Annotated in this window: 10 protein-coding genes; 3 read left to right on the forward strand and 7 right to left on the reverse strand. The window is 73.4% G+C overall.

Translation table 11 applies throughout. The features are described from left to right. Window positions 1-7: 7 nt before the first annotated feature. Complete coding sequence (locus ACIQPQ_RS02565; RefSeq protein ID WP_401298726.1) at window positions 8-1435, reverse strand: CHAT domain-containing protein; 1428 nt, start codon at window positions 1433-1435, stop codon at window positions 8-10. A gap of 197 nt (window positions 1436-1632) precedes the next feature. On the opposite strand from ACIQPQ_RS02565, the gene ACIQPQ_RS02570 reads away from it, so the two are divergent. After that, a complete protein-coding gene (locus ACIQPQ_RS02570; RefSeq protein ID WP_401298729.1) occupies window positions 1633-2175 on the forward strand; it encodes an SMI1/KNR4 family protein in 543 nt (180 codons plus the stop codon). A 210-nt stretch (window positions 2176-2385) separates the two neighbouring features. Here ACIQPQ_RS02570 and ACIQPQ_RS02575 read toward each other — a convergent pair whose 3' ends face one another. Together ACIQPQ_RS02575 and ACIQPQ_RS02580 are read right to left on the reverse strand one after the other, a co-directional pair. After that, complete coding sequence (locus ACIQPQ_RS02575; protein WP_401298731.1) at window positions 2386-2925, reverse strand: hypothetical protein; 540 nt, start codon at window positions 2923-2925, stop codon at window positions 2386-2388. A gap of 78 nt (window positions 2926-3003) precedes the next feature. Further along, entirely contained in the window at window positions 3004-4905 is a 1902-nt protein-coding gene (locus ACIQPQ_RS02580; RefSeq protein ID WP_401298734.1) for a pyridoxal phosphate-dependent aminotransferase, read from the reverse strand. A 259-nt stretch (window positions 4906-5164) separates the two neighbouring features. Between ACIQPQ_RS02580 and ACIQPQ_RS02585 the strand changes: the two genes are divergently transcribed. Beyond that, window positions 5165-6019, forward strand: coding sequence for a hypothetical protein (locus ACIQPQ_RS02585; protein ID WP_401298737.1), 855 nt, complete (start codon window positions 5165-5167; stop codon window positions 6017-6019). A 226-nt stretch (window positions 6020-6245) separates the two neighbouring features. On the opposite strand, the gene ACIQPQ_RS02590 is transcribed toward ACIQPQ_RS02585, so the two are convergent. From ACIQPQ_RS02590 to ACIQPQ_RS02600, 3 genes are all read right to left on the reverse strand, one after another. Next, the gene (locus ACIQPQ_RS02590) at window positions 6246-6677 is read right to left on the reverse strand and encodes an Rrf2 family transcriptional regulator (RefSeq protein WP_401299593.1); all 432 of its coding nucleotides are present in this window, start codon (window positions 6675-6677) and stop codon (window positions 6246-6248) included. Between the two features lie 142 nt (window positions 6678-6819). Next, a complete protein-coding gene (gene helR, locus ACIQPQ_RS02595; protein ID WP_401298740.1) occupies window positions 6820-8991 on the reverse strand; it encodes an RNA polymerase recycling motor ATPase HelR in 2172 nt (723 codons plus the stop codon). 239 nt (window positions 8992-9230) lie between these two features. Then, entirely contained in the window at window positions 9231-9680 is a 450-nt protein-coding gene (locus tag ACIQPQ_RS02600) for a MarR family winged helix-turn-helix transcriptional regulator (RefSeq protein ID WP_401298743.1), read from the reverse strand. Between the two features lie 121 nt (window positions 9681-9801). Between ACIQPQ_RS02600 and ACIQPQ_RS02605 the strand changes: the two genes are divergently transcribed. Beyond that, window positions 9802-10830, forward strand: a complete 1029-nt coding sequence (locus tag ACIQPQ_RS02605; protein WP_401298745.1) for an NADP-dependent oxidoreductase — start codon at window positions 9802-9804, stop codon at window positions 10828-10830. Between the two features lie 51 nt (window positions 10831-10881). Here ACIQPQ_RS02605 and ACIQPQ_RS02610 read toward each other — a convergent pair whose 3' ends face one another. Beyond that, a complete protein-coding gene (locus ACIQPQ_RS02610) occupies window positions 10882-12045 on the reverse strand; it encodes a serine hydrolase domain-containing protein (RefSeq protein ID WP_401298748.1) in 1164 nt (387 codons plus the stop codon). Between the last annotated feature and the right edge of the window lie 98 nt (window positions 12046-12143).

Here is a 12143-nt window from a genome sequence, read left to right on the forward strand (position 1 = left end):
GAGGGGATCAGGGACCGATGTGGATGAAGGGCACCCAGGTCGTCAGCCGCAGGTGATCGCTCCGCGTACCGCCGCGCCGTTCCTGCCGCTGCCGTGCCAGGGACCGGTCCCGTTCACGCATCCCGCGCACGGCCCGGTGGAGTCGCCGTGCGGCGTCCGCGGGGTCGAACCCGGAAGCGGAGGCTTCCCCGGCGCCGGGACCGCCGACGCGGGTCCCCGGGGCGTCCGCCGTGTAGAAGTCCCGCGTGATGACGGACGCGGCGCTGTCCTGCACGGACCAGAGCGTGCCGATGACATGACGGAATCCGGCGAAGTGCAGGGCCGCGGCCAGGGTGATCGCCTCGTCGGCCAGATCCGTGCCCCCCACCGCGGTCTGGCAGGCGGACAGGAAGGCGAACTCCCCGGTGAAGCGCTCCTCGACCAGGTTGTGGACGGTCAGGACTCCGTTCCGCAGCGCGATCCCGCCGTCTCCGGGGCTGTCGAGCCGCTGCGCCGCGTGACTGCTGAAGTGGGCCCGGGGATGCCCGCTCAGAGCCGCCAGCACCGCCTCGACGGTGGCCTCCTCACCGCGCAGCGACGTCAGACGGTGGCCGAACGCGCTGCGCAGGGAGTCCTGGTCCGCCTCGTGGGCGGGCAGTGACGGCAGACCGTCCGGTTCCGGCGCGACGAAGAGCATGCCCGGGGGGTCCGTCCGGTCTGCGGCGTCCGGGAGCCGGGGGCGGTCGCGGGCCGCGATCAGCGCTCGCACGGTCGGCGTATAGGAGGACACCACCCGGTCCAGGACGGTCCGGTACTCGTCACCCTCCTCCCCGGAGTGGTGACCGGCCGCGTGCAGCGGCAGCAGGGCGAGCAGCCCGGTGGGGCACCACCAAAGGCGGGGAAGGGGGGCGCCGGGGACGGCGGGGCCGCGGTGCCCCAGGTCGTCCAGGACGGGCTGCGCGATCGCGTCCCAGAGCCAGGCCGTGAGACCGGCGATCTCCCGCTCGGCCGCGTCACGCGCGTCGGACAGGGACCGCCGCGCCTTCGCGATCCTCGCGAACACCCTTCGTCTCCGGTCACCCCTGCTGAACGGCACCATGGTGCGCTGGAGGTTCCAGCCTGCCTGCTCCAGGGCCCTCAGACAGTTCAGGTACGCGGTGGCACGGGTGGCGACCTCGACCGGCGTCAGCAGAGCCAGCGGCAGGGAACGGACGCTGTCGTCGACGAGAAGAAGGGCGTCGCTCCGGTCCTCGCTCAGGTTGAGGACCACCACAGCCCCTTCGCGGGCGGCGGCAGTCAACGAGGCGGCGGACGGCGGAAGGAGGAAGTCCGCCAGGTGCGGCACCTGTTGGTCGCGGCCCAGCTGCCGCACTTCCTCAACTAGCTCGTCCCACCTGCGGGTCAGAGCGATCCGCCGATCGACGCCGTATGTTGACCATTGCTGCCCACCGTCCACCGGCACCCCCCTCGCAGAGCCTAGAGACCCGGGCGGTGCCGTGTCAGGGAGTCCGGCACGTCGGGTGGGTGGTCGCGGTCAGGAATCCGCTGACCGGTGACCTGTGGGTGACGCCTGCTCGGCAGACACAAGCGTCATGGACTCGCGGGTGCTTCGGGGGTTCTCGCCCACGAGCTGACGAGGAAGGGGAGCAGGCCATGAAGACGCCTGTCGAGCAGTTCGCCGCACTTGTCGGCACACCGGGCAACGCGGTCCCACGACAGGACTGGAGCGAGATCGCCGGAGAGATGGGATGCGAAATCCCCGAGGACTACCGGCAGTTCATCGACGTCTACGGAGGCGGTCAGCTCGACGGCTATCTCTGGGTCCTCGAACCGCGGTGCGCGAAGTCCCCCTACGACCTCATTCGCCTGACCGAGGAGTGTGACGAGGCGTTCGCGCTGCTGTGGGAGGACGGCGAGGCCCCGCCCCAGGACCTGCTGCGCGCCCCCGGGAGCCGTGTCATCCCCTGGGCCACGACGGACAACGGGGAGTTTCTCTACTGGCTCGCCGCTCCGGGCGCGCATCCCGCCAGGTGGCCCGTTCTGGTGAACGAGGCCCGCGGCGCCTGGTGGGAGCGGTTCGACGTCGGATGCGCCGATCTTCTGGTCGGTCTCCTCTCGGGGGAGATCCGCTCGGAGATCCTCTCCCGTTCGTTCCCGCTTCCACGTCACACTTTCGAGGAGGTCGGCCGATTCTGACCGTGCCCTGCTGCGCCGCTCAGCCCACCTGCCCCATCCCCGCCGCGTTCGGCCAGCTCTGGGCGTTGGGCCAGCCGGTGGTGGCCGCGGGGGAACAGCCCGCACCAGATCGAGATACCCACTCCGCCCACGCCCAGAAGTCATCAGCCCAGGCTGCGTGGGGGGCCATGAGATTTCGGTGAGGCCCGCGCACGGGAAGGCGCCGGTGGCTCACCCGTTCCGCAAGGATGCCGCGAAGTCGGCGAGGGCCCGGAAGTCGTTGTCCCGCAGACCGATCCGCGGGTCGACGTGGTGCAGCAGGCCGCGCCCCCGGTGGTGGGCGGTCACGTACTCCTGGTCCAGCGCGCTCTGTTCGTCGTCCACCCAGGCGAAAGGGCGGCCGTCGGCGTGGTCCACCAGGACCGCGGTCTTCCAGTGGACTCCGTCGGGGCGCTCCTGGAACAGCACGTCACCGAAGTCGACGAAGGGCAGCTCGGGAAGGCCGAGCACCGGGGCGATCCACTGGTTGGCGCTCGCCATCCAGGTGGAGGCCCAGCACAACTCGTAGCCGAGTGCGCTCAGTTCCCGCCCGTGCTCCGGGTTGAGCCAGACCCGCAACGGCCGCCGACGGGACGAGAGCGTCCGCCCCTCCGCCGCCTCGTCGTCGCGGGGGACCCGGAGGGTGGTGTAGCCCGCCGGACGTCTCTCCGGCTTGGCCGCGTACGGGTTGAGCGGTCCGTCCACGTCCAGGAACAGCAGAGGGCGACTCATCTGTCCCCCCTGTCATGCTCATCGTCGGCTGTGCCGGGAAGCGTAGCCGCACCTGCGCGCGGAGCCCCGAGGGGCCGCTCAGCCCACCTGCCCCATCCCCGCCGCGTTCGGCCAGCTCTGGGCGTTGGGCCAGCCGGTGGTGGCCGCGGGGGAGAGGCCGTTGGTGCCGCGGACCTGGGCCGCGGTGAGGCCGCCGCGGGCCGGGACGCCGGGCGGGGTGGGGCCCATCGGCATCTGGGCGGCCGGGGCCTGGGGCATCGAGGGAGGGGTCATCGCGGGCGGCGGGACCGGGGACATGGCCGCCGCCGCGGCGGGCATCGCGGGCATGGACGGCATCGACGGCGTCGATGGCATGGCGGGGATCGACGGCATCGACGGTGTCTGTGGCATCGGGGCCGGGGTCGGCGCGGGGGGCGGGGTCATCGGTATGGGGGCCGGGGCGGGGGCCGGTTGGGTGGGGATCGCCGAGAGCGGGGGTGCCGCCGCCGGGACCTGCTGGGGCGGGAAGATCTGGGCCGCCGCCGGGATGGGGGCCGGGGCGGGCGCCACGAGCGGGGTCGGCTCGGGGACCGGGGCCGGGGTCGGAAGCGGGGTCGGGAACGTTGCCGCGGCCGGGGTCGGTGCGGGGGCCGGGGTCTCCGCCGGCATGGGCTGGGCGGCGCCGGCCGCCGGGGCGAGCGGCTGCCCCGGCTGACCGGCCCCGGGGGCCTGGGCGGCCGCGACGGCCGGGGCCAGGCCCTGCGGACCGGCGGCGAGTGCCTGGGCCGCGAGGCCCTGCATCCCGGCGCCGTTGGTCGCTCCCACCAGGCGGTCCACCGCCGCCATGCCCGAGCTGTAGCCCAGCTCGGGCACGGCGGCTCCCCTCCTGGTCCCGTAGAGCACCTGCTCCAGGCCGGACACCAGGCGACGAACGTCCACCTGGGGGCGCACCACGAGCCTCAGGAAGCGGCTGGAGGAACCGATCTTGTTGCCGCACTCGCGGACCAGAATCCGGTGCTCGGTCAGCATCCGGTCCCGCACGACGGTCCCCTCCGCGCCCACGGGCAGCCGTACGAAGAGGAAGTTCCCCTGGGAGGGGTAGACGGTCAGTCCGGGCAGCGCGGAGAGCTGGCTCGCCATGTCCAGCCGGTCCCGCCGCACCTGCATCAGACTCTGCGCGTACTCCGCGCCGTGCTCCTTCAGCATGAACACCACGTGCTCCGCGAAGGAGTTGAGGTTCCACTTCGGCAGCATCGACCGCACCCGGCCCGCCAGCGCCGGGTTGGCGACGAGATAGCCGAACCGGATGCCGTGCAGGCCGAAGTTCTTGCCCAGGCTGCGCAGCACGACCACGTTGGGCCGCAGCATCGCCTCCTGCACCACGCTCGGTTCGGCCTCCGCGTCGGCGAACTCCAGGAACGACTCGTCGATGACGATCAGGTCCAGATCGGCCATCGCGTCCATGAACTGCACCAGCGACTCCCGGTGCAGGAACCCGCCGTCGGGGTTGTTCGGGTTGCAGATCACCGCGACCCGCGTGCCGCGCTTGCGGATGAACTCGGCGTACTGCGCCAGGTCCAGGGCGAATCCGCTGGACTCCTGGAGCGGGAACATGTCGACCCGCTTGCCGGTCTCCATCGGCTGGTCGGTCCAGCGGCCGAACGTCGGCACCGGCACGGCCAGCGACTCCCGCACCAGCAGGTGGTCGATCCAGGTGATGAGTTCGGTGGAGCCGTTGCCCATCGCCACGGCCTGCGGCGGGAGTTGGAGCAGGCTGCACAGTTCGGCGGTGATCGTGTCGGCGCTGCTCGGGTAGTACGTGATGATGTCCCGCAGCCGCGCCGCCATGTCGTCGAACATCTGCGGGGTGGGGAAGTAGGGATTGCAGGGGATGCAGAAGTCCACCGGCCCGGCCCCGTCGCCGCCCTCGCGCGCCAGCGCCGCCATCGACGGGCTGTGCGCGGCGGTGCTGCGGAACAACGAGGTGACGTTGTCGGGCATGGAACCTCCGTATGGGGCGGGCCCGGTGGGGACGGCCGGGCCCGTCGTCATGTGGGTGGCCCGCGCGGGGGAGCGCGGGCCACCGTCACATACGGAGACGGGAGGGGAAATGTTCACCGCGTGGGGAAACAGTGGCAGAACATAGAGGAGGTGAGGGGCGATAGCGCAAGGTAGCCGCGCCGCAGCGGATCGTTTCCCACACAACCTTCACAGGCAGACCTAGGAACGTCACACTCCGGGAACTTAGTCTTCCCGCGTCATGGACTACTGCCTCCCGTGCCGTCGGCACCTCAACGGCGCCCTCGCCTGCCCGGGGTGCGGAGCGCCCGCCACCCCCCAGCCCCACGGCACACAAGAGCCCCACAGCGCACCGGAGTTCGCCTCCGCGGACGACTCGGACAACGTTGCCGAAGCCCGCGCAGACCGCGCCGAAGCCACCCCGGCCACCAATACCACGGTCACCCCGGCCCCCGGCGCCGGGACCACCCCGGACTCCGCCGCCCACGGCTCCGCCGAGAACGCCGCCGACGCCCCCGGCGGGGACCCCGAGGGCGACACCGCCGGGCACCCCGCGGACCCCGCCGACACCCCGTCCGCGCGCCGCGACCGCAAGGCCGCCGCACACCGCCGCCGCCGACGCCGTACCGTCCTCGTCGCGGTCGGCTTCCTGCTGGCCGCCGGTGCGCTCAGCCTGGCCGAACTCGGCATCGACGCACCGGGGTTCGGCTCCTCGTCGCGTCCGTCCACGGCGGGCGGCGAGTCGGCGCAGGCGCGCGCGGACGAGTCGCCCGGTGTCACGGCCGAGCCGGTGAGCGACGCGTCCGGCACCCCGGACGCCTCCCCCTCCGCGGACCCCTCGGCGTCCGCGTCCGCCTCGGCCTCCTCCTCCGCCTCGGCGTCCCCCAGCACCTCCGCCACCCCCGACGCCGAGGACGACGGCGACGGCGTCCCCCAGTCGGCCCCCGCCCCGGACTCCGCCCCCGCCTCCTCCGCCGCGACCAAGCCCTCCGACAAGCCGTCCCGCCCGCCGACCTCCGCCCCGGCGACCACGTCCCCGCCCCCGGAACCCTCCCCGTCGGAGTCCTGCGACCGCTTCCTGTGGTGGTGCACCTGAGCGCCTGAGCGCCTGACCAGCGGGCTAGCAGACCAGCGGACCAGCAGACCAGCGGCCCACCGGTCTCGCGGCCCACCGCTCTCGCGGACCCGCCGGACCCCCACAGCGCCGCGGAACGCCGGTCACATGCCGACGCGCACCGACCGGCCCCAGGACGTTCCGTCGGTCTGGGTGCCCGCGACGTCGGGGTCTTCGCAGATGTGGAGCCGAAGCCGACGGTTTCGGGTCAGGCCGGTTTCAGGACGTCCCGCAGGACGTCCTCCAGCGTGGTCCTGGCCAGTTCCCTGCGCAGGGCGGCCTCCACGTCGTCGTACACGGCGGTCAGGGCCGGGCCGATGCCGTGGCCCACGACGCACTCGGCGTTCGGGGCCGCGCGGTGCAGGGCGAAGAGCGGCCCCGGTTCGACGGCCTGGTGGACGTCGAGCAGGGTGATCTCCGCCAGGTCCCGCGCCAGCATCCACCCCGCCCCCGCGCCGCGCCGCGATTCGGCGAGCCCGGCCTTGCGCAGCTCGCCCAGCAGGCGGCGGATCACCACGGGGTTGGTGTTGACGCTCTCCGCGATCTGCTCGGAGGTGGCGACCTCGTGGCCGCGCCGCTGGTACAGCCCGATCCACGTCAGGGTGTGCGCCGCGATGGTCAGCCTGCTGTTGGCGCTCACGTCGGACTCCACCTCCCGCACTCTCGGACTTCGGTCGTAACTTTAATTGTTACGGCTGTACGGGGCAAGCCGCTGGTCAGGGGCCCGCCCGCCACCGGGCCCCGTCACCCGCACCCAGGGCTCCTCGGGGCCCCAGACCCCCTCACGACCTGAGGATCACCAGTTCCCGCGTCGCCCGCGTCATCGCCACGTACCGGTCCACCGCGCCCTCGACGCCGTCGCCGAAGCGGTCCGGGTCGACGAGGACGACGAGGTCGAACTCCAGGCCCTTGGAGAGTTCCGGGGTGAGGGACGCGACGCGCGGGCGGGCCCGGAAGGCGGGGGCGCCGATCACGCAGGCCGTGCCCTCGTCGTGCGCGGCGAGCCAGTCCGCGACGACCGTCTCCAGGTCCGCGACGGAGCCGTGGCCGACCGGAACTCCGCCGCTGCGTACGGACGTCGGCACGTTGGCGTCCGGCAGCGCGGCCCGGATCACCGGCTCCGCCTCGGCCATCACCTCTTCCGGCGTACGGTAGTTGACGCTCAGCGAGGCCACCTCGACCCGGTCCAGGCCCACCCGCGCCAGCCGCTCCCGCCACGACTCGGTGAACCCGTGCCGGGCCTGCGCCCGGTCACCGACAACGGTGAAGCTCCGGGACGGGCAGCGCAGCAGCAGCATCTGCCACTCCGCATCGGTGAGTTCCTGCGCCTCGTCCACGACGACGTGCGCGAACGGCCCGGCCAGCGGGTCCGCGGCGGTGCCGGGCAGCGCGTTCTCGTCGACGAGGGTGTCCTTGAGGTCCTGCCCGTGCAGCATGTTCACCGCGCCCTCGCCGTCGTCGTCGGCCCGCAGCAGCCCCTCGATGACCCCGGCCATCCGCTCCCGCTCCGCCGCCACCGACGCGGCCCGCCGTCGCTTGCGCAGCGCCGCCCGCGGGTCCCCGAGCCGCTGCCGCGCCGCGTCGAGGAGCGGCAGGTCGGACACCGTCCACGCCTGGGCGTCGGCGCGCTGGAGCCGCCGTACCTCGTCCGGCGCGAGCCAGGGCGCGCACAGCCGCAGATACGCGGGGACCGTCCACAGGTCGCCGACCAGGTCGGTCGCCTCCAGCATCGGCCAGGCACGGTCGAGCGCGCCGACCAGTTCGCGGTCGGCGGCCAGCGCCCGGCCGAACAGCTGCTCCGGGGCCTCCCCGCGGTGCTTCTCCCGTACGAGCGTGACGAGTTCGGCCCAGATCAGGTCGCGGCCCTCGTTGTGCGGGGTGCCCGCCTCGGCCGCGCCGAACACCTCCGCCCAGTCCTCGGCGGTGATCCGGGCCGCGCCCCAGGGCGTGGTGACCGTCAACGGCTCGGTGGGCGGCTCCTCGTAGAACGCGACGGCCTTCTCGATCGCCTTCACCATGCCCGCCGTCGCCTTCAGCCGGGCCGCCTCCGCGTCGGGCTCCTCGCCCGCCGCGGCGCCCTCGGGCACCAAGTCCCGTACGGTGCAGGTCCGTACGCCCTCCTCGCCGAGGCTCGGCAGGACGTCGGCGACGTAGTCCAGATACGGCTGGTGCGGTCCGACGAACAGGACACCGCCGCGCTTGTGCCCGAGCCGGGGGTCGGCGTACAGCAGGTAGGCCGAACGGTGCAGCGCCACCACGGTCTTGCCGGTGCCGGGGCCGCCGTCGACGACCAGCGCGCCGCGCGATCCGGCGCGGATGATGGCGTCCTGGTCGGACTGGATGGTGGCGAGCACGTCCCGCATCCGCGGCGAACGGCTGCCGCCGAGGCTCGCGATGAACGCGGACTGGTCGTCGAGCGCGGCCCGCCCCTCCAGTCCGTCGGGGGTGAACACCTCGTCCCAGTAGTCGCTGATCCGGCCGTCGGTCCAGCGGTAGCGGCGGCGGCTCGCCAGCCCCATCGGGCGGGCGTGGGTCGCCGCGAAGAAGGGTTCGGCGGCGGGCGAGCGCCAGTCGATCAGCAGGCGGCGGCCCGCGCTGTCGGTCAGGCCGAGCCGGCCGACGTAGACCGTCTCGCCGTCGTCGGCGCCGACGACGTGCCCCAGGCAGAGGTCCAGGCCGAAGCGGCGCAGGGCGCGCAGCCGCGCGCTCAGCCGGTGCACCTCCGTGTCCCGGTCCATCGCCGCCCGGCCGAGACCGCCGGGCGCCCGCAGCACGGCGTCGAGCTGCCCGGAGAGGTCGGCGATCGTCTCGGCGAGGCTCTCCGCGATCGCCGCGAAGTGCCGTTCGTCACGGCCGGTCAGCGCCGGGTCGGCCTTCGCGGCGAGCCGCGCGGGCAGCCGGAACACGCTGGTGGTGAGAGGGTGCGTGGGGTGCACGGGGTTGACGGGGTTCATGTCATCGGCTCCGATCCGCGCAGGGTCGGGCGACCGACAGAACAGCACACACTTCGCACATCACCAGTTTCCGCAGCTTCCGGCCTTGAGGCAGCGATTCTGCGGCATCACGGGGGCCTTGCCGCAAGCCCCCCGGTGCGCTATACGTTGTAAGTGGCAAGGAGAGCGCCCGCCCGGCGCCGTACTCCTTGCTTCTTTGCTTTCTGCGCCCCCACGCCGGGCCACCACCACGCAGGCCCTTACGACGGCCCGTCCGCCTCCAGCATCCGCCGCAGCAGCCCGCGCAGCGCCCCCCGCTCCTCCTCCGCCAGCCCCGCCAGCGGCTCCCGCGCGAAGCGCAGCGACTGGCGCAGGTCACGGGCGATGCGGCGGCCCTCGTCGGTCGCGGCGGCCAGCTTCACGCGCCGGTCCGCCGGGTCGGGGCGGCGCTCGACCAGGCCCCGCGCCTCCAGCCGGTCGACGATGCCGGTGACGTTGGACGGCTCGCACTTCAGCCGCACCGCCAGCCGCCGCATCGGCAGCGGCTCCACGGAGAGCAGGTGGAGCAGGCGGGCCTGGGCGCCGGTGAGGGCGTGCTCGCCCGCGGCCTCCTCGTAGTCCGCGTAGTACCGCGCGACGACCTCGCCGATCAGGTCGACGACCTCCAGGGTGAGGGTGTCGGGGGCGCGGTGCTTCTCGGGTGCGGGCATGCGGGCCAGGATACCCACTTGCTTGACATCCTGAAATATTCAGGCGCATGGTTGTTTCAGTAACTGAAACATTTTCGTCGCGTATCCGCCGCGCCTCCCGAGGAAGGACCCCGCCACCCCCATGTCCGACACCCCCACGCCCCCGCTCCCCGCCGTCAGCCGCGAATGGCGCCTGCTCAGCCGTCCCGTCGGCTGGCCGAAGGCCGAGGAGTTCGAGCTGGCCGAGGCGGAGATCCGGCAGCCCCGCCCCGGCCAGGTCCTGGTCCGCAACGCCTACCTCTCCGTCGACCCGTACATGCGGGGCCGGATGAGCGCCGCCAAGTCCTACGCGGCCCCCTACGAGCTGGGCAAGGCGATGCAGGGCGGCGCGGTCGGCGAGGTCGTCGCCTCGGCGGCGGACGGCGTGCCCGTCGGCACCCACGTCGTGCACTACGGCGGCTGGCGCGAGTACGCCACCCTCGACGCCCGCCACACCGTCCCGGTGGACCCGGACGCCGCGCCCCTCTCCACCTACCTCGGCGTCCTCGGCATGACCGGCCTCACCGCCTACGCGGGCCTGCTGCGCACCGCGTCCTTCAAGAAGGGCGACGCCGTCTTCGTCTCCGGCGCGGCCGGCGCGGTCGGCAGCCAGGTCGGCCAGCTCGCCCGCCTCAAGGGCGCCTCGCGCGTGGTCGGTTCGGCCGGTTCGGACGAGAAGGTCCGGCTGCTGGTGGAGGAGTACGGCTTCGACGCGGCGTTCAACTACAAGAACGGGCCGGTCTCCCAGCAACTGCGCGAGGCGGCCCCGGACGGCGTCGACGTCTACTTCGACAACGTCGGCGGCGAGCACCTGGAGGCCGCGATCGGCTCCCTCAACCAGGGCGGCCGGATCGCGGTCTGCGGGATGATCTCCGTCTACAACAACACCGAGCCCGCGCCCGGCCCGCGCAACCTCGCCCGGCTCATCCAGACCCGCGGCCGCATCGAGGGCTTCCTCGTCGGCGACCACGCCGACCTCCAGCCCGCGTTCGTCGAAGAGGTCGGCCCCTGGGTCGCCTCGGGCGCCCTCAAGTACCGCGAGACCGTCGTCGACGGCGTCGAGCACACCCTGGAGGCCTTCCTCGGCGTCCTGCGCGGCGACAACACCGGCAAGATGATCGTCAAGCTGTAACGCCGGGTCCGCGAGGGCCGTACGGCCCGCTCCGCACCGGGCGCCGCGGGGTCACCCCCGCCCCAGCGCCGCCCGGTGCGCCGCCGCCACGAACCGCTCGTTCTCGGGGGCCGCCCCGCCGGGGAAGGCGAACCGGCGCCGGGTGTAGCCGTAGGCCAGCCCGCTGCGCGGGTCCGCGAAGGCCTGGCTGCCCGCCGCGCCGCTGTGCCCGAACGCGCCCGCGCCGAGGAACGGGTACCAGCAGTCCGCGGTCGCCTGGAACCCCAGCCCGAACGCCTTGTGGGCGCGCGCCACCAGGTCGTACCCCACGGAGTGCAGCTGCGCGAACTCCGCCGCCGTGTCCTCCTTCAGCAGCGGCGCCTTGCCGTCCAGTTCGCCGATCGCCGCCGCGTACAGCCCAGCCAGCCCGCGCGCCGACGCCACCCCGCCCGCCGAGGCCGGTCCCTTGGCGCGCACCAGCGGATCGTTGGGGAAGGTCTCGATGTCGGTGGGTTCGGCGCCGTGCCGGTTGAAGGCGACCGCGGCGAGGGAGTGCGGCCCGTCCGGTACGGCGTCCAGCAGCGCCTGCTGCGGCGGGGTCGGCGCCATCGGCAGCGTCGTACGGAACCGCGGCTCGTGCCGGGCGGGCAGCCCGAGGAAGAGGTCGAGGCCGTACGGCGCGCGGACGCGCTCCTCGTAGACCTCCTGGAGGGTGCGGCCCGTCGCCCGCCGCACCACCTCGCCGGTGAGGGCGCCGATCACCAGCGCGTGGTAGCCGAACGCGCCGCCGGGCCGCCAGAACGGCCGCTGGTCGGCGAGCCGTTCGGCCATCATCCGGTCGTCGGCGACCTCCTGCCGGGAGAACCCGGTGTCCGTGCCGACCACGCCCGCCCGGTGCGCCAGCAGCTCGCGCAGGGTCAGCGCGCCCTTGCCCTCGGACCCGAACTCCGGCCAGTAGTAGGTCACTCGGCGGTCCAGCTCCAGCGTGCCGTCCTGCACGAGGAGCGCGACCACCAGGTGCGCGGCGCCCTTGGAGGACGAGTACACCCCGTACAGCGCGTCGCCGCCCCCGGCGTCCGCGCTCTCCCCGGCCCACAGGTCGACGACCCGGCGGCCGTGCACGTAGGCGCACAACTGCCCCTCGTAGCCGTCGCCTTCCTCCGCGGCGAACGCGGCGAACGCGTCCCGCACCGGCTCGAAACCGTCGGCGACGCCGCCGTGGATCTCCTGTGTCATCCGCTCTCCTCAACCAGACCGCCGCCGCGCAGGACGGCAGGGGGCGCTGCGTGGATCGGTACGGCGAGATCCACCCGATCGACTCAACTGTGCCGCAC

Origin of the sequence: Streptomyces sp. NPDC091281 (assembly GCF_044757425.1) — a bacterium.
Lineage (GTDB): Bacteria > Actinomycetota > Actinomycetes > Streptomycetales > Streptomycetaceae > Streptomyces.

Bases quoted from the DNA above. Each gene is read 5' to 3' on its own strand.
- ACIQPQ_RS02575 (WP_401298731.1), bottom strand. From the start codon at position 2,925: ATGAGTCGCCCTCTGCTGTTCCTGGACGTGGACGGACCGCTCAACCCG.
- ACIQPQ_RS02570 (WP_401298729.1), top strand. From the start codon at position 1,633: ATGAAGACGCCTGTCGAGCAGTTCGCCGCACTTGTCGGCACACCGGGC.
- helR (WP_401298740.1), bottom strand. From the start codon at position 8,991: ATGAACCCCGTCAACCCCGTGCACCCCACGCACCCTCTCACCACCAGC.
- ACIQPQ_RS02600 (WP_401298743.1), bottom strand. From the start codon at position 9,680: ATGCCCGCACCCGAGAAGCACCGCGCCCCCGACACCCTCACCCTGGAG.
- ACIQPQ_RS02585 (WP_401298737.1), top strand. From the start codon at position 5,165: ATGGACTACTGCCTCCCGTGCCGTCGGCACCTCAACGGCGCCCTCGCC.
- ACIQPQ_RS02610 (WP_401298748.1), bottom strand. From the start codon at position 12,045: ATGACACAGGAGATCCACGGCGGCGTCGCCGACGGTTTCGAGCCGGTG.
- ACIQPQ_RS02605 (WP_401298745.1), top strand. From the start codon at position 9,802: ATGTCCGACACCCCCACGCCCCCGCTCCCCGCCGTCAGCCGCGAATGG.
- ACIQPQ_RS02580 (WP_401298734.1), bottom strand. From the start codon at position 4,905: ATGCCCGACAACGTCACCTCGTTGTTCCGCAGCACCGCCGCGCACAGC.